Annotated in this window: 15 protein-coding genes and 1 pseudogene; 10 read left to right on the top strand and 6 right to left on the bottom strand. The window is 71.2% G+C overall.

Annotated features, from left to right (window positions below; all coding sequences use genetic code 11):
- Positions 1-10: 10 nt before the first annotated feature.
- Both ABD832_RS29425 and ABD832_RS29420 read left to right on the top strand, forming a co-directional pair.
- A complete protein-coding gene (locus ABD832_RS29425) occupies positions 11-2,050 on the top strand; it encodes an APC family permease (protein ID WP_344901302.1) in 2,040 nt (679 codons plus the stop codon).
- A 65-nt stretch (positions 2,051-2,115) separates the two neighbouring features.
- A complete protein-coding gene (locus ABD832_RS29420) occupies positions 2,116-3,369 on the top strand; it encodes a class I SAM-dependent RNA methyltransferase (RefSeq protein ID WP_344901299.1) in 1,254 nt (417 codons plus the stop codon).
- Positions 3,370-3,464: 95 nt separating this feature from the next.
- On the opposite strand, the gene ABD832_RS29415 is transcribed toward ABD832_RS29420, so the two are convergent.
- Positions 3,465-3,674 (bottom strand): hypothetical protein, encoded by a 210-nt coding sequence (locus ABD832_RS29415; protein ID WP_344901296.1) that lies wholly within the window; start codon positions 3,672-3,674, stop codon positions 3,465-3,467.
- Positions 3,675-3,902: 228 nt separating this feature from the next.
- On the opposite strand from ABD832_RS29415, the gene ABD832_RS29410 reads away from it, so the two are divergent.
- From ABD832_RS29410 to ABD832_RS29390, 5 genes are all read left to right on the top strand, one after another.
- Positions 3,903-4,268, top strand: coding sequence for a YbaB/EbfC family nucleoid-associated protein (locus ABD832_RS29410; RefSeq protein WP_344901293.1), 366 nt, complete (start codon positions 3,903-3,905; stop codon positions 4,266-4,268).
- Positions 4,265-5,173, top strand: coding sequence for a WXG100-like domain-containing protein (locus ABD832_RS29405; RefSeq protein WP_344901290.1), 909 nt, complete (start codon positions 4,265-4,267; stop codon positions 5,171-5,173). The genes ABD832_RS29410 and ABD832_RS29405 overlap by 4 nt, the downstream gene beginning before the upstream one ends.
- Positions 5,174-5,180: 7 nt before the next feature.
- Positions 5,181-5,540: a hypothetical protein gene (locus ABD832_RS29400; protein WP_344901287.1), complete on the top strand. Its 360-nt coding sequence runs from the start codon at positions 5,181-5,183 to the stop codon at positions 5,538-5,540.
- Between the two features lie 83 nt (positions 5,541-5,623).
- Positions 5,624-6,403 (top strand): TRADD-N-associated membrane domain-containing protein, encoded by a 780-nt coding sequence (locus ABD832_RS29395; RefSeq protein WP_344901284.1) that lies wholly within the window; start codon positions 5,624-5,626, stop codon positions 6,401-6,403.
- A 552-nt stretch (positions 6,404-6,955) separates the two neighbouring features.
- Positions 6,956-7,570, top strand: a complete 615-nt coding sequence (locus ABD832_RS29390; protein ID WP_344901281.1) for a dihydrofolate reductase family protein — start codon at positions 6,956-6,958, stop codon at positions 7,568-7,570.
- Positions 7,571-7,609: 39 nt separating this feature from the next.
- Here the strand turns inward: ABD832_RS29390 and ABD832_RS29385 are convergent.
- Together ABD832_RS29385 and ABD832_RS29380 are read right to left on the bottom strand one after the other, a co-directional pair.
- Positions 7,610-8,658: pseudogene (locus ABD832_RS29385) on the bottom strand (IS630 family transposase).
- Between the two features lie 154 nt (positions 8,659-8,812).
- Entirely contained in the window at positions 8,813-9,019 is a 207-nt protein-coding gene (locus ABD832_RS29380; protein WP_344901278.1) for a hypothetical protein, read from the bottom strand.
- Positions 9,020-9,762: 743 nt separating this feature from the next.
- Here ABD832_RS29380 and ABD832_RS29375 point away from each other — a divergent pair.
- Together ABD832_RS29375 and ABD832_RS29370 are read left to right on the top strand one after the other, a co-directional pair.
- Positions 9,763-10,119 carry a VOC family protein gene (locus ABD832_RS29375; RefSeq protein ID WP_344901275.1) on the top strand — a complete coding sequence of 119 codons (357 nt, stop codon included), beginning with the start codon at positions 9,763-9,765 and terminating at the stop codon, positions 10,117-10,119.
- 62 nt (positions 10,120-10,181) lie between these two features.
- The gene (locus ABD832_RS29370) at positions 10,182-11,093 is read left to right on the top strand and encodes an oxidoreductase (protein WP_344901273.1); all 912 of its coding nucleotides are present in this window, start codon (positions 10,182-10,184) and stop codon (positions 11,091-11,093) included.
- 219 nt (positions 11,094-11,312) lie between these two features.
- Here ABD832_RS29370 and ABD832_RS29365 read toward each other — a convergent pair whose 3' ends face one another.
- Both ABD832_RS29365 and ABD832_RS29360 read right to left on the bottom strand, forming a co-directional pair.
- A complete protein-coding gene (locus tag ABD832_RS29365; RefSeq protein ID WP_344901270.1) occupies positions 11,313-11,972 on the bottom strand; it encodes a response regulator transcription factor in 660 nt (219 codons plus the stop codon).
- Between the two features lie 13 nt (positions 11,973-11,985).
- Complete coding sequence (locus ABD832_RS29360) at positions 11,986-13,212, bottom strand: sensor histidine kinase (protein WP_344901267.1); 1,227 nt, start codon at positions 13,210-13,212, stop codon at positions 11,986-11,988.
- Positions 13,213-13,369: 157 nt separating this feature from the next.
- On the opposite strand from ABD832_RS29360, the gene ABD832_RS29355 reads away from it, so the two are divergent.
- Complete coding sequence (locus ABD832_RS29355; RefSeq protein WP_344901263.1) at positions 13,370-13,609, top strand: hypothetical protein; 240 nt, start codon at positions 13,370-13,372, stop codon at positions 13,607-13,609.
- Between the two features lie 43 nt (positions 13,610-13,652).
- Here ABD832_RS29355 and ABD832_RS29350 read toward each other — a convergent pair whose 3' ends face one another.
- Entirely contained in the window at positions 13,653-14,699 is a 1,047-nt protein-coding gene (locus ABD832_RS29350) for a helix-turn-helix transcriptional regulator (RefSeq protein ID WP_344901260.1), read from the bottom strand.
- Positions 14,700-14,754: the final 55 nt, after the last annotated feature.

Here is a 14,754-nt window from a genome sequence, read left to right as displayed (position 1 = left end):
ATCGGCAGACGTGTCGAAGGTGACGGACCTTGTCAAACGCCTTTTCATCGGGCGAGCGCTGCGCAGCACGCAGCTGAACGAGCAACTGCTGCCCAAGCGCATCGCGCTGCCGGTCTTCGCGAGCGACGCGCTCTCCTCGGTGGCCTACGCCCCCCAGGAGATCCTCGTCATCCTCTCGCTCGCGGGGGTCTCCTTCTACCACTTCAGCCCCTGGGTCGCCCTGGCCGTCGTGGTGGTCATGCTCACCGTGGTGGCGTCGTACCGGCAGAACGTGCACGCCTACCCCAGCGGGGGCGGCGACTACGAGGTCGCCACCGTCAACCTCGGCCCCAACGCCGGCCTGACCGTCGCCAGCGCCCTGATGGTCGACTACGTGCTGACCGTCGCGGTGTCGGTCGCCAACGGCGTCGACTACGTGGGCGCCACCATCCCCTACGTCGCCGAGCACAAGCCGCTGGTCGCGATCGTGATCGTGGTGCTGCTGACGCTGGTGAACCTGCGCGGCATCCGGGAGTCGGGGGCGGCCTTCGCCATCCCCACCTACGCCTTCATGTTCTCCGTCCTCGGCCTGGTCCTCTGGGGCGGCTTCCGGGTGCTCGTCCTGGGCGACGAACTGCGCGCTCCCACCGCCGACTACGAGATCATCGCCGAACAGTCGAACGTCACCGCCTTCGCCGCGGCCTTCCTGATCCTGCGCGCGTTCTCCTCGGGCTGTGCCGCGCTCACCGGCGTCGAGGCGATCAGCAACGGCGTGCCCGCCTTCCGCAAGCCGAAGAGCAAGAACGCCGCGAGCACGCTGCTGATGATGGGCCTGGTGTCGGTGACGATGTTCATCGGCATCATCACCCTCGGGCTGGCCTCGGGGGTGAAGGTCGCCGACCCCGCCGTGGCCTTCCGGGACGTGCTCATCGAGGGCCGGCCGGCCGGGCCCGACTACTACCAGCAGCCGATCATCGCCCAGGTGGCCGACGCGGTCTTCGGCGGCGGCTCGCTCCCCTTCTTCGCCATCTCGGCCGTCACCGCGCTGATCCTGTTCCTGGCGGCCAACACCGCCTTCAACGGCTTCCCGGTGCTCGGCTCGATCCTGGCCCAGGACCGCTACCTGCCCCGCCAGCTGCACACCCGGGGCGACCGGCTGGCCTTCTCCAACGGCATCGTGATCCTCGCCGCCGCGGCCTGCCTGCTTCTGTGGGGGTTCGACGCGGACGTCAGCCGCCTGCTCAACCTCTACATCGTGGGCGTCTTCGTGTCGTTCACGCTGAGCCAGATCGGCATGGTCCGGCACTGGACCCGGCACCTGGCGACCGAGGAGGACCCCAGGGTCCGGCACCGGATGCACCGCTCGCGGACCATCAACTTCTTCGGCGGCGTGATGACCGGCGTGGTGCTGGTGGTCGTTCTGGTCACCAAGTTCACCCACGGGGCCTGGATCGTCTGCGTGGCCATGCCGGTGCTGTTCCTGATGATGAAGGGCATCCACGGGCACTACGAGAACGTCGCCGAGGAGCTCTCCGTCGACGAGGACACCGAGCTGACCGAGTCGATGCTGCCCGCCCGCAACCACGCCATCGTGCTCGTCTCCAAGATCCACAAGCCGACCCTGCGTGCCCTCGCCTACGCCCGCGCCACCCGCCCCTCCAAGCTGGAGGCGATCACCGTGGGGGTGGAGGGGCCCGAGGCCAGGGCGCTGCAGGAGGAGTGGGAGCGCCGCGGCATCCAGGTCCCGCTCAAGATGCTCGACTCGCCCTACCGCGAGATCACCCGGCCGATCCTGGAGTACGTCAAGTCGCTGCGCCGCCGCTCCCCGCGCGACGTGGTGAGCGTCTACATCCCCGAGTACGTCGTGGGCCACTGGTGGGAGCACCTGCTGCACAACCAGAGCGCGCTCCGGCTGAAGGGCCGCCTGCTCTTCCAGCCCGGCGTCATGGTCATCAGCGTGCCCTGGCAGCTGCACTCCTCCGACCGGCTCAAGGGCCGTCCCGAGCCCTTCGCGCCCGGTGCGGCCCGCCGGCCGGCGCGAGGGGCTCGGGACGAGGACGTCAAGGCATAACCTTTCGTATGCGCTCTCGGGCGCGAGGAGGACCGACCGACGACGAATTCTGGGGGCAGCGGGCAATGGCGATCGAACTGACGGTGGGACCGGTTGCGCACGGTGGCTGGTGCGTCGCCCGTCACGACGGCCGGGTCGTCTTCGTACGGCACGCCCTGCCCGGCGAGCGCGTCATGGCCGAGATCACCGAGGAGACCTCCCGGTTCCTGCGGGCCGACGCGGTGGAGATCCTGGAGCCCTCCGCGGACCGGGTGACCCCGCCGTGCCCGTTCGCCGGTCCGGGCCTGTGCGGCGGCTGCGACTGGCAGCACGCCTCCCTGGACGCCCAGCGCCGCCTCAAGACCGACGTGGTGGCCGAGCAGCTCTCGCGCCTGGCCGGGATCGACTGGAAGGGGACCGTCGAGGAGGTCCCCGGGGCCCCCGACGGGCTCGGCTGGCGTACCCGGGTCCAGTTCGCCGTCGACCGCGAGGGCGGCCTGGGCCTGCGCCGCCACCGCTCCCACGACATCCAGCCGGTGGACCTGTGCCTGATCGCCCACCCCGAGGTGGAGAACGTCGGCGCCGAGGTCATGAACTGGCGCAACGCCTCCTCGGTCGAGGTCATCGCCTCCTCCGCCGGCGACCAGGCCGTCGTGATCGCCCCCAAGCCCCGGCGCACGGTGGCCGTACCCGACCTCGACACGAGCGTGGCGGTCTTCGTCGACGAGGGCAAGGGCCGCAGCCGCGTCGTCCACGGCCGTAACCACCTGGTCGAACGCGTCGGTGAGCGGGACTTCCAGGTGACCGGCAGCGGTTTCTGGCAGGTGCACCCCGGGACGGCGGCCACCCTGCTGGACGCGGTCCTGGAGTTCGCCGCCCCGCAGCCGGGGGAGTGGGCGCTCGACCTCTACTGCGGCGTCGGCCTGTTCGCCGCCGGGCTGGCCGAGGCGGTCGGCCCCGAGGGGGCGGTCTTCGGCGTCGAGTCCGAGTCCGTCGCCGTCCGCGACGCCGAGCGCAACCTGCGCGACCTGCCCCAGGTCCGCTTCGCCCGGGGCCGGGTGGAGAACGCCCTGGAGCGCTTCGGGATCGAGCGCGCCGACCTGGTCGTGGTCGACCCGCCCCGGGCGGGGCTCGGCCGCGACGTCATCGCCGGCCTGACCGGCCTGCAGGCCACCCGGATCGTGTACGTCTCCTGCGACCCGGCCACGCTCGCCCGGGACCTGGCCTGGTTCGCCGAACGCGGCTACTCCCTCGCCGGCCTGCGCGCCTTCGACGCCTTCCCGATGACCCACCACGTGGAGTGCGTGGCGCACCTGGTCAAGGAGCCGGTCCAGGCCTGACCGGCGGCGGATCGGCTCTTCGGGGAGGGGGGCGGGCCGCCGAACACGAAGGGCCCCCGCCGTACGGCGGGGGCCCTTCTCGCGTGAGCGGCAGGCTACGAGCCGACGCCCTCGAGCCGCGTGACGACGCGGGCGAGCAGGTCGCGGATCTCGACCTGGCCGGCTTTGAGCTCGGCGACGTCTTCGGCGACCCGGTTGAGCTTGGGTTCCATGGTGCCGAGGGTGCGTTCGATGACGCCGAGCCGGTCCTTGATCTCGGCGATGTCGGTCTCGACGGTGGAGACGCGCTCCTCGATGTACGGCATGAGGTCAGGATAGGACGACCCCCGCGAACGCGGGGGTGAACGGGCCGTCGTCGCAGGCCGCTTTCCTGGCCGGATCAGGACGTTTCCCGCTCCTTGCGATCCCCTGCGGCCGGACCGTCGCCGTCCCGGGCTCCAGATCACGTCTCTGCTCATCGACGGATGAAAACCGTTATTTCCTACTTATTATGTGTATATTACGGAGATCACGTGAGTGACTCAGGAGACAGGATGACATCACCGGCAGATCCGTTCGCCGTCACCGGCGACCAGGAGCTGGGCAGGCTTTTTCACGGGTTTCAGCAGGATCTGGAGGCGCTGGAAGGGCTGCGCGATCGGATCGACTCCGTCAGGGGCCGGGGCGAGGCGGCCGACGGGCGGGTCGTGGTGAACGTGACGCAGGCCGGGACGCTCGTCGGGCTCACGATCGACCCGCGCGCCATGCGGCTCGGCTCCGACCGGCTCGCGGCGGCGATCATCGAGGCCGCCGCACGGGCGGCACGCGACGCCGAGCAGGAGGCGGGCGACCTGGTGGCGCCGTTCGTCGCCGGCACGCTGCTGGACGGCGACCGTACCGATGAGGCCCGGCGGCGTTGAGGATCAGTCCCGGCCGCGCGAGCATCTACGGGTTCGGCACCCTCGGCATCGCCGCCTTCGTGTTCGAGATGCTCGCCGTCGAGTACCCGGCGGGCGATCCGGACAAGGCGCGCCAGGCCGCCGCGGTCTGGGCCCGTCTGGCCGACCGCATCGAGAAGAGCCCCGACCGCACCTACCCGGCCGCGGAGTCGGTGTGGCGCAGGAACAGCGGGGGCGGGGTGGAGGAGTTCAAGTCGGCGGTCACCACTGAGCTGTACCCGCAGGCCGAGGAGAACGGGTACGCCGCCAGGCTCGCGAAACGGTGCCGCGACAACAGCGCGGCCTGCACGGAGTTCGCCACGACGATCGAGTCGGCCCGGGACGCGTACTGGACGCTGGCGCTGGCGAACCTGGCCAGTTTCGTCTTCATCACCACCTTCCCCTGGCAGGCCGGGGCGGCGTACCAGATCACGCAGATCCTCATCCGGCGGGCGCAGGCCCGGCTGCTGGCGAAGCTGCTGCAACACAGCATCGCCAAGATCGTGCTGAGCAAGCTGACGGAGTACACGATCGGCAGTATCTTCTTCGCCGTGGGCGACGTGGCGGTCGTGGCGGGCGTCAAGGCGGCACGCGGTGAGTCACCCGGCTCGCTGGAGGAGAACGCCACGCAGGCGCTGAAGGAGTTCACCGCCTCGGTCGCCTTCTACGGGGTGTTCGACGCGGCCGCGCCCCTGGCCCGGAAGGTGACCGCGAACGCGGACGCCCAGAACTTCCTCAACCGCATGGCCGGCGGGTCGATCGGATACGGCCCCTCCTACGACGTCATGAACGGGCAGTCGGGCGAGGAGCTCGTCCCCACCTGGAAGGAGACCCTGGGCCGGGCGCTCCTGTACTTCACCATGGCCCACAAACCGGCGGGAGGCTGAGAACGACATGGAGTTCGACAAACCACAGATCCGCTCGGCGGCGGCCGCGTTCGACGTCGAAAGGGACGACCTGGCCGCGTTCGTCGCCCAGGCCACCGAGGACCTGAACGCCGTCGGCGACTTCTGGGGCGACACCGCGGAGGGCGTGACGTTCTTCAAGGGCCAGGGCGGCGCCGGCGGCTACGAGGCGGTCACCGGCCAGATCATCGCGGGCATCACGGTGTTCCTCGACGCGCACCATGAGATCGCCGGACGACTGCGCCTCATGACCGACAACGTCGAGGTGACCGACTGGAACACCGTGGCCGCCGTCCTGTCGACGCTTCCCGCCGCCGATCCCGGCCGGCCGATCTGGGGCGCGGACTGACCGCGCGGCCGACCCCGGCGTTCCCGGACGAAGAAGGGCGGAGGGTCCCGAATGAATGATCTTGGAAGCCGATGTTCCTCGCCATGTACGATCACCCAGTGGTCGACCCGCCGGGCGAGGCGAACTCCCCCCGCCGCCGATCCCTTCTCCTCACCGTGCTCTTCACCGTCGTCACCGTGGCGGGAACCACGGCCGTCGCGGTCCTCACCGCCCGGGGCGGTCTGGAGAGAGCCGACCAGATCTCCTCTGTCATATCGTCATTCACCGCCCTGATCGCGCTCGCCGTCGCCCTTTACTACCTTGCCCGTAGCAGCGTTCTGCAGAGACAGGAGCTCCTTCGCGCCGAACGCGCCCGGCAAGCCCTGCGGCAGGCGGAGAACACCCTGGGCGAAGGCGACCGGCTGGCCCTGCCGGCGCTGTGGGACGTGACCCACAAGCGGCTGGACTACTACCACCAGATCGCCACCAGCCAGGCCCGCCAGAGCTTCCGCAACGCCCAGATCGCCATGACCGTGGGCTTCGTGCTGCTGGTCGTCTTCGCCGTGCTGGCCCTCAGGGCCGCCACCCCCACGGCCAGTGTCGTCACCGGTGCCCTGGGGGCGGCCGCGGCCGCGTTCGCCGCCTACATCGGCCGTACCTTCGTGCGTTCCCAGGAAAGCGCGGCCGGTCACCTGCGCGCCTACTTCGACCAGCCACTGGAGTTCTCCCGCTATCTGGCCGCCGAGCGCCTGCTGGAGGCGATGGACACCCTCGAGCCCGAGCAGCGCACCGCCATCGCCGGCGACCTGCTGCGCGCCATCGTCACCCCCGGCCAGCCCGCCGCCGGCCTCTCCGGCACCGACGGCGCCAAGGACCCCGCGTGAGCATGGACCGGCCCGCCAGAGGAGCCGGGGGTACGCGCTGCTCCGAGGCCCGGCGCATCGTCTCCGCGGGGTCCCCTCCGCCCGCGGAACGCGTCTAGTGCTGTGACCAGAAACGTCTGCCGGGTTGGCGTGTAGGGCGACTGGGCCGGTTGGATGGTGCTGATCACGTTCGATCGGCGCTCAGGAGGCTAGGTGACGCGACCGGTCAAGGTCCGCAGGCTCACAGATCAAGAGGGGCAGAAGCTACAGCGGATCGTGCGGCGCGGCACGGCCGGCACGGCCCGGTATCGGCGGGCGATCGAACCGGGGCCTCAGCGCGTCCAGGCTCTCGGATCGCTTACAACCGGCGTACCGGAAAATCTTCGAAAAAGTCCGGACGGCCGTGTCGGATCAGGGCTGGGCTGTTCGTAGCAAGGATGAGAGGTCGCCCACGAGGGACGCCCCTGAACCGCAGGAGATTCGGCCTGACGGACTCTGTTGCGACTGATCAGATCGGCGCCGCGGTCTGGCCGAGTAAAACGACGACAAAACCTGGCGAAAGGAACTGCGATCATGAAACTGACGACCGTCACGCACATCTCCGTCGACGGCGTGATGCAGGGACTCGGTGGGCCGAACGAGGACCGCAGAGGTGGATTCGAGCGCGGTGGATGGGCCTTGCCGCTGCTCGACGACGAGAGCGAGATGTTCCTCGGCCAGATCTTCCAGCGCGCTGACGCGTTCCTGTTCGGACGGCGGACTTACGAGATCTTTGCCGGCTCCTGGGGAACCGGCTCCTGGGGGACGGATCAGGGCAGCAACCCGATCTCGGCGGCGTTGAACGCGCAACCCAAGTACGTGACATCGACCACGCTCACCGACCCGCGATGGGCGGACACGACCGTCCTTTCCGGTGACGTCGCGGGCGCCGTCCGCGAGCTGAAGGCCACACCGGGAGGTGAGCTGCAGGTGCACGGCAGTGGCGGCCTGGTTCGCTGGCTGTTCGACAAGCAGCTTGTCGACGAGATCACCCTGCTCACCTATCCCGTGGTCGTCGGCCAGGGCACGCGGCTGTTTCCCGCCACGGGCCCGGACACAGCACTTGAACTGTTCGACTCGCGAGCCACCTCAAATGGCGTGACGATTCAGGTTTACCGGCCCAGCGGGCGCCCACAGTACGCAACCTAGTGCTGTGACCCGGAACGTTTGCCGGGTCGGGTGAGGGTTTCAAGCTGCCGGTGCGAGGGGCCGACCGCCCCAGCGGATGCCCTTTTCACTGCGGATGCGGATGCGGACGCGTTCGCGACGTTGAGCCGCCAGGAGGGCGGGGTGGCGGGTGTGGGCGTTGCGCTGGCGCAGGTAGGCGTGCAGGGCACGGGTTTGGGCCGTGTGGTTGGAATGGTCGGAGTTGGCGATGGTGAACTGGCGCAGCGGGCCGAAGTGCGCCTCGATCGGGTTGGCCCAGGAGGCGTAGGTCGGGGTGAACAGCAGTCTGACCTTGTTCTTCTTGGCCCAGGTGCGGATGCGCCAGTTCTTGTGCGCCGACAGGTTGTCCAAGATGACGTAGATCGGGGCGCCGTCGGGTCGGGCGGCGCGGATCGACTTCAGGGCGGCCCAGGTGGGGTCGATGCCTTTGCGGGCCCGGTTGATGCCCCACAGCAGGTCATCGCCGACCGCATAGCAACCGTGGAAGTAGGTGACGCCCTGGGTGCGGTGGTAGGTGGCCGGCAGCCGGTCCGGTTTGCATTGTGGTGCCCAGCTCGTCCCGGCGGTGGGCCGGATGCCCAGGGGGCCGAACTCGTCGAAGACGAAGGTGCGCTCGGGCCGGTGGGTGAGGGCGTACTCGATTGCGTCGAGTTTGGTGTCGAAGTCCAGGTCTTGGTGCGCTGGAAGGTGATGCTGTGGCGGGCCGGCAGGGTGCGTAACGTCTCCCGGCCGAGGGTGAGGGCACGGCCGGGCAGACGGCGCAGGTAGTCCAGGAGTTTGCGGATGGACCAGCGGGTGAAGGGCCGGCCGAGTTTGGCTGGTCGTGTGGTGGCCGTCTGCGCGATGAACGCCTCATCGTCAGAACTCAGCAGGCGGGGACGGCCTCCCGCCCGCTGAGGGTCCGGGCAGGCCAGCCCGATCTCGTTGAAGCGATGAATGACATCGCGCACGGTGTCCTCATCTGCGGCCACCAAGCGGGCGATGACCGCCACCGTGTTGCCGCCGGCCGAGGCCAGCAGGATCATCGCCCGCCGATACCGGACCGTGCCGGCCGTGCCGCGCCGCACGATCCGCTGTAGCTTCTACCCCTCTTGATCTGTGAGCCTGCGGACCTTGACCGGTCGCGTCACCTAGCCTCCTGAGCGCCGATCGAACGTGATCAGCACCATCCAACCGGCCCAGTCGCCCTACACGCCAACCCGGCAGACGTTTCTGGTCACAGCACTAGACGTCGGCCAGGTCGGCCAGTACCTCGGCGGCGTGGTCGCTGCCTGCCTCGGCGAGCCTGCGCAGCTCGGTCACGTCGCCGCGCTCACCGGCGATCTCGACCAGCTCCGCCACGGCGTCGCGGTTCCCGGCCTCGGCGAGGCGGCGCAGCTCGTCCAGGTCATGGAGTTCGCCGGCCCGTCTGACACGGTCGTCGTTCGTCATGCCGTCATCCTTCCACTGATCGGCGAAGCCGGGGTCTCACTCCTGGTCAGTCGAATCGGTACGGGACATCGACCCGGGCCCGCGCGTCCGGACGTTCCCGTCAAGGTCCTCACACGGTGAACGCCAGTGCGGTCACCACGGCGGCCAGCAGGAACAGGCCGGCGGCGATCGGGACCGAGCGTGGCTGCACGCGTTCGGCACCGAGACGCTCGTACACCCGCTGCAGGCGCGACGTGATCTGCGCGCCAGGTGAGGCCCGCGAACAACAGCAGCAGGCACGGCAGGCAGTAGACAAGGGCGTAGAACGACGATGCCGGCGCCTGTCGGTATGTGAGCGGCGTTAAGTCGTTCGATGGCGACCAGGTACGGGAAGGCGTTGGGCAGGTCCGCTCCGGTGACCAGCACTCCCAGCGGGGCGGCGGTCCACGGACCGAGCCGGCGCGGGAGTACGACCGCCGCGCGCCTGCGCGTCCGCAGCCGCCGGATTCCGCTGACGACGAGGATGACGGCGGCCAGCAGCAGTGCGCCGCGGCGCACCAACGCCGCACCGCCCTGCACGGCCTCCCCGAGTTCTCCGCTGCCGCCGAACAGCGCGGCCCCCGCGCCGAGCACGGCGGCGTAGGCGCCGGCCACGTAGGCCAGCGCGATGAGCCCCGGGCGGCGCAGTAGCCGGACACAGCGCCGGCACGTCGCCGCGAAAGCCGGACGCGTGATCGGCCGCAACCGTCGATATCCTGGCCGGCATGGCCGTTGCCCGCATGCCTCTCCTCGCCGTCGACTGCCCCGACCCCGGTGCGCTCGCCAGGTTCTACGGCGCGATGCTGGATTGGAAGATCGACGTCTCCGCCGACCGGGCCTCGGTGTGCGCCGAGGACGGCCGGTGCATCTCCTTCCATCGGGTGGACGATTACACGCCGCCGACGTGGCCGACCCAGGAACGGCCCCAGCAGATGCACCTCGACATGCTCGTCGACGACCTCGATGCCGCCGAGGCGGCAGTGATCGCGCTCGGTGCGACCAAACCTCCGGACCAGCCCGGTACGTCATTCCGGGTCTTCCTGGACCCGGCGGGTCACCCCTTCTGTCTCTGCCTGAACTGATCCGGACGGGAGCTCAGGCGTACGCGAAGATGTCACCGTCGATGGGTGGCAGACTCTGATGGATGACCTCGGAGGCGATCACCGCGGCGGCCGCGGGCACCTGGAAGCTCGGTGACCTGACGGTCAACCGGATCGGATTCGGCGCGATGCGCCTGACCCAGAACGGCGGGGCGTTCGGCGACGGCACCCCGAGCGATCGCGGCCGGGCGATCGCCGTGCTGCGCCGCGCGGTCGAGCTGGGCGTCAACCACATCGACACGGCCGCGTTCTACTTCTCCCCGCTGCGCTCGGCCAACGAGCTGATCAACCGGGCGCTGGCCCCCTACCCCGACGACCTGGTCATCGTCACCAAGGTCTGGCCGGGTCGGGACCCGTCGGGAAAGTGGTGGTGGGCCACGCCGGAGCAGCTGCGCGGACAGGTCGAGGAGAACCTGCGCCAGCTCGGCCGCGACCACCTCGACGTGGTGAACCTGCGCATTCCGCCCAGCCGGGCGGCCGGTTCGATCGCCGAGCACTTCGGCGCGCTGGCCGGGCTGCGCGAGGCCGGGCTCGTCCGCCACCTGGGCCTGTCCAACGCCACGCCCGCACACCTGGTCGAGGCCCGCTCCATCGCCCCGGTGGTGTGCGTGCAGAACCCTTACGGCATCGGCCTTCGGCCCGACGGGCTCGTCCGGCCGCGTACCTGCGCGGAGCAGGGCATCGCGTTCGTCCCGTTCTTCGCGATCGCCGGCATCGGGCAGGAGGCGGGAACGAGCGGCGCCGACAGCGAGGAGGTCGTGGCCGTCGCCCGCACGCACCGGGCGACGGCCGCGCAGGTCCGGCTGGCGTGGACGCTGCAGCAGGGGCCGAACATGCTGGCCATCCCCGGCACCGGAAACCCCGGCCACCTGGCCGACAACGTCGCCGCCGGTGCGCTGCGGCTCTCACCACAGGAGCTGGCCCGTCTCGAGTCCGCCCACCGGTCAGGAGCGTGACCGGCCAGGCGGTGCTGTCACTGGTAGACGATCGACGACTCCTCGGCGCCCTCGCGCACCGCCCGTGACCCGTCCGGCCCCATGGAGCCACATCCTCACCACCCGCGACCACCTGGTGTACTGGCGGGAGCAGGCGGGGTCCGTATAGACGATCACCAGCGAAGGCGGTCACAGGGCGCCCTCGGAGCTCCGTGTCGATCACCGGCTCGACGCGGGACCTCAGCGATCCCCCGGCGCGCTCGCGTCGTGGACCAGCAGGGCGATCTGGACGCGGTTGTTGAGATCCAGGCGGGTCAGGATCCGTGACACGTGCGTCTTCACCGTCGGCAGCGCCAGATGCAGCTCCCGTGCGATCTCCGCGTTCGACAGGCCGCGCCCGACGGCCAGGGCCACCGCCAGCTCCCGCTCGCCCAGCAGCGCCAGCCGGGCACGGGCGGCGGCCCGGTCGTCCTGCCCCGAACCGTCGGTCACCTGCTCGATGAGCCGGCGGGTGACGGCGGGGGAGAGCACCGGGTCCCCGCCGGCCACCGTCCGGATGGCCGTGACGATGTCCTGCGGGGAGGTGTCCTTGAGGAGGAATCCGGCCGCGCCGGCGCGCAGTGCCCGCAGCACGTGCGCGTCGGTGTGGAAGGTGGTCAGGACCAGCACCTCCGGGGCGCCGGGCCGGGCCCGGAGCGCCCGGGTGGCGGTCAGCCCGTCCACGCCCGGCATCCGGATGTCCATCAGCACCAGATCGGGCCGGTGCGCGGAGACCAGCGCGGGCACCTCGGCCCCGTCCGCGGCCTCCGCGACGACCTCGACGTCCGGGGCGCCGCCCAGCATCAGGCGCAGCCCGGCCCGCACGAGCGCGTCGTCGTCGACCAGCAGGACACGGATCATCCTCCCCCCCTCCTCAGCCCTGGCCCGCGACGGCCACGGTGCCGGACCCCTGGCCCGCGGCGGTCGCGGTGCCGGTCGTGGGCCACGGAAGCCAGGCGTGGACCCGGAACCCGCCGTCGGCGGGCCCGGCCGTCAGCTCACCGCCCGCCAGGCGGGCCCGTTCGGCCAGCCCGATCAGTCCCTGCCCGCCGCTCCCGTTCCCACCCTCGCCTTCGCCCTCGCCGGGGATCGGGGCCGGTCCTGGCGGGGGCGTGTTGCGGACCTCCACCGCCAGCCTGCCCGCGGGCTCCCCGGTCACCTTCACCGCGACCGCCGCGCCGGGCGCGTGCTTGCGCGCGTTGGTCAGCGCCTCCTGCACGATCCGGTACGCCGTACGCCCCACCACGGCAGGCGGCCCCGGCCCGTCCGGTGGCCCGGTCAGCTCGATCCGGCCGCCCGTCGCCCTCGCCTCCGCCACCAGCCGGGCCAGGTCCGCCAGTTCCGGCTGAGGCCGCTCACGCTCCTCCGGCCCGGCCCGCAGCACCCCGATCACCTCGCGCAGGTCGCGCAGGGCCAGCTGGGTGCTCTCCCGGATCACCTCGGCGGCGCGTGCGATCTCCTCCCTGGGCGCGCCCGGGTTGAACTCCAGCGCCCCCGCGTGCAGGCTCAGCAGCGACAGCCGGTGACCGAGCACGTCGTGCATCTCGCGGGCGATCTCCTCCCGCGTCTCCCTCCGGGCCCGTTCGGCGCGCAACTCCGCGCCCGCCTCGGCCAGTTCGGCACGCTCGCGCAGCGAGGCGATCAGCTGCTGCCGGGAGCGCCGGAACAGCCCCCACCCGATGGCCCCGGCGATCAGCGCGAAGTACGTCAGCGCCGAGCTCGCGCGGTCCTCGGGCAGTTCCGCCAGCCCCCACAGGAAGACGGGCAGCGGGGCGAAGGCCAGCGCCGCCACCCAGGCCGTGACCCTCCACGGCCGGGTCGCGGCCACCGTGAACACCGCCACCATCGTCGGGCCGACCAGGTAGTGCGCCCGGGTGCCGGCCAGCAGCACCACCACCGCCAGCGCCACCGGCCAGCGCCGCCGCAGCAGCACCGCCGCGCACCCCAGCGCGCCGACCACCTGGTCGACGTCCCGCCACAGGGGGTCGAGGTCCGCGGGGATCGGTACGGACTGCGCGCTGACGGCGGCGAAGCAGGCGGCGAAGAGGAACAGTGCCAGGTCGGCGGCCCAGTCGCGGGGGCTGCGGTGGATGCGGCGCATACTCCGGAAATCTACGTGCCCTCCGCTCGCGACCGGCTCCTCGCGCCGCGGCCGGATACTTAAGTACGACCCTCACGCCCCCACCCGCGACCTTGGTCACCGCCCGGCCGTCCTGAGCCCGATGCCGTGCCCTGCGCCGCGCGCCTACCGTCGGGCCATGACCTCCTTTGAACCCGCGTCCCCCCTGAGGGCCCTGTCCGGCCTGGTGTGCTTCGTCCTCGTCGTCTGCGGCGCGAGCGGCCTCCTGCACGAGTGGCTCGGCTGGACCCCCTTCATGGGCTTCTTCCGTTTCCTCGCCCCCGACGGCTACGAGATCTACACCTACGTCATCATGATCGTCCTCGGTCTCGCGATCGGCACGGCCGGTGACGTGGTCACCCGGCGGAGGCGCCGATGACCCGCCACGCGGAGTGCGCGGCGCACCCGGCCGGGGAGCCGGTCTAGTCCCCGGCCCGCGAGGACGCGACGGGTGGCCCGTCACCGGCCCCGGGAGCCCCGGGAGCGCCGGGAGCGTCGGGAGGCCCGGCGGAGGCGGTGGAACGGGCGTAGCGGGCCGTGAGGCCGCGGAGGTGCTCGACGAGCTCCGGGGGCTCGGTGACCTCGAAGTCGAGGTCGAGCATGCCGAGGTACACGGCGATCGTGTTCAGGCTGTCAGCGCCGGTGTCCAGCACGCAGGTGCGCTCGTCCAGCGCCTCCACCACGCCGACGGCCGGGTTGATCCGCTCGGTCACGACCTCGGCGGGCGCGTGGACGACGATCCGGGACCGGTGGCGCCAGGCCGCGGCCGAGACCCCTCGCGCGACGTACGCGGCCGCGCCGCCCTCGGGCGGATCCCGCGGGGGGAAACGCGGGCCGGTGGGCGTGCGCGGCTCGACGCGGTCGACCCGGAAGGTACGCCAGTCCCGGCGCTCGACGTCCCACGCGACGAGGTACCAGCGGCGGCCCCACGACACGATCCGGTGCGGTTCGACGATCCGCACGCCCGCGGACCCGTCGTGGGCGCGGTAGCCGAACCGCAGCCGCTCCCGGTCGCGGCAGGCCGCGGCGAGCACGGTCAGCACGCCCGGGTCGACCACCGGGCCGGGACGGTCCGCGGGCACGGGCTCGGTGTACGTCTGCAGCGCGTTGACCCGGTACCGCAGCCGGGACGGCAGCACCTGCTCCAGCTTGGTGAGCGCGCGCAGCGAGGTCTCCTCGATGCCCGCGACGCCGCCGCCGGCGGAGGTGCGCAACCCGACCGCCACGGCCACCGCCTCGTCGTCGTCGAGCAGCAGCGGCGGCATGGCGGTGCCGGCGCCCAGCCGGTAGCCGCCGTCGGTGCCCCGGGTCGAGCCGACCGGGTATCCGAGCTCGCGCAGCCGCTCGACGTCGCGGCGCACGGTCCGCTCGCTCACGCGCAGCCGCTCCGCCAGGTCCGCGCCGGACCAGTCCCGCCTGGACTGCAGCAACGACAGCAGGCGCAGCAGCCGCGCCGAGGTCTCCAACATGGTCCCAAGACTGCCAGGACTTCAGGACAGAAGCTGACCGGAAGGGTCCGTAATG

It is taken from the genome of Streptosporangium longisporum, from assembly GCF_039534895.1.
Taxonomy (GTDB): domain Bacteria; phylum Actinomycetota; class Actinomycetes; order Streptosporangiales; family Streptosporangiaceae; genus Streptosporangium; species Streptosporangium longisporum.
This window is presented reverse-complemented; position numbering and strand designations above follow the sequence as displayed.

Bases quoted from the DNA above. Each gene is read 5' to 3' on its own strand.
- ABD832_RS29370 (WP_344901273.1), top strand. From the start codon at position 10,182: ATGACCTCGGAGGCGATCACCGCGGCGGCCGCGGGCACCTGGAAGCTC.
- ABD832_RS29375 (WP_344901275.1), top strand. From the start codon at position 9,763: ATGGCCGTTGCCCGCATGCCTCTCCTCGCCGTCGACTGCCCCGACCCC.
- ABD832_RS29420 (WP_344901299.1), top strand. From the start codon at position 2,116: ATGGCGATCGAACTGACGGTGGGACCGGTTGCGCACGGTGGCTGGTGC.
- ABD832_RS29360 (WP_344901267.1), bottom strand. From the start codon at position 13,212: ATGCGCCGCATCCACCGCAGCCCCCGCGACTGGGCCGCCGACCTGGCA.
- ABD832_RS29365 (WP_344901270.1), bottom strand. From the start codon at position 11,972: ATGATCCGTGTCCTGCTGGTCGACGACGACGCGCTCGTGCGGGCCGGG.
- ABD832_RS29350 (WP_344901260.1), bottom strand. From the start codon at position 14,699: ATGTTGGAGACCTCGGCGCGGCTGCTGCGCCTGCTGTCGTTGCTGCAG.
- ABD832_RS29410 (WP_344901293.1), top strand. From the start codon at position 3,903: ATGACATCACCGGCAGATCCGTTCGCCGTCACCGGCGACCAGGAGCTG.
- ABD832_RS29400 (WP_344901287.1), top strand. From the start codon at position 5,181: ATGGAGTTCGACAAACCACAGATCCGCTCGGCGGCGGCCGCGTTCGAC.
- ABD832_RS29380 (WP_344901278.1), bottom strand. From the start codon at position 9,019: ATGACGAACGACGACCGTGTCAGACGGGCCGGCGAACTCCATGACCTG.
- ABD832_RS29395 (WP_344901284.1), top strand. From the start codon at position 5,624: ATGTACGATCACCCAGTGGTCGACCCGCCGGGCGAGGCGAACTCCCCC.
- ABD832_RS29415 (WP_344901296.1), bottom strand. From the start codon at position 3,674: ATGCCGTACATCGAGGAGCGCGTCTCCACCGTCGAGACCGACATCGCC.
- ABD832_RS29390 (WP_344901281.1), top strand. From the start codon at position 6,956: ATGAAACTGACGACCGTCACGCACATCTCCGTCGACGGCGTGATGCAG.
- ABD832_RS29355 (WP_344901263.1), top strand. From the start codon at position 13,370: ATGACCTCCTTTGAACCCGCGTCCCCCCTGAGGGCCCTGTCCGGCCTG.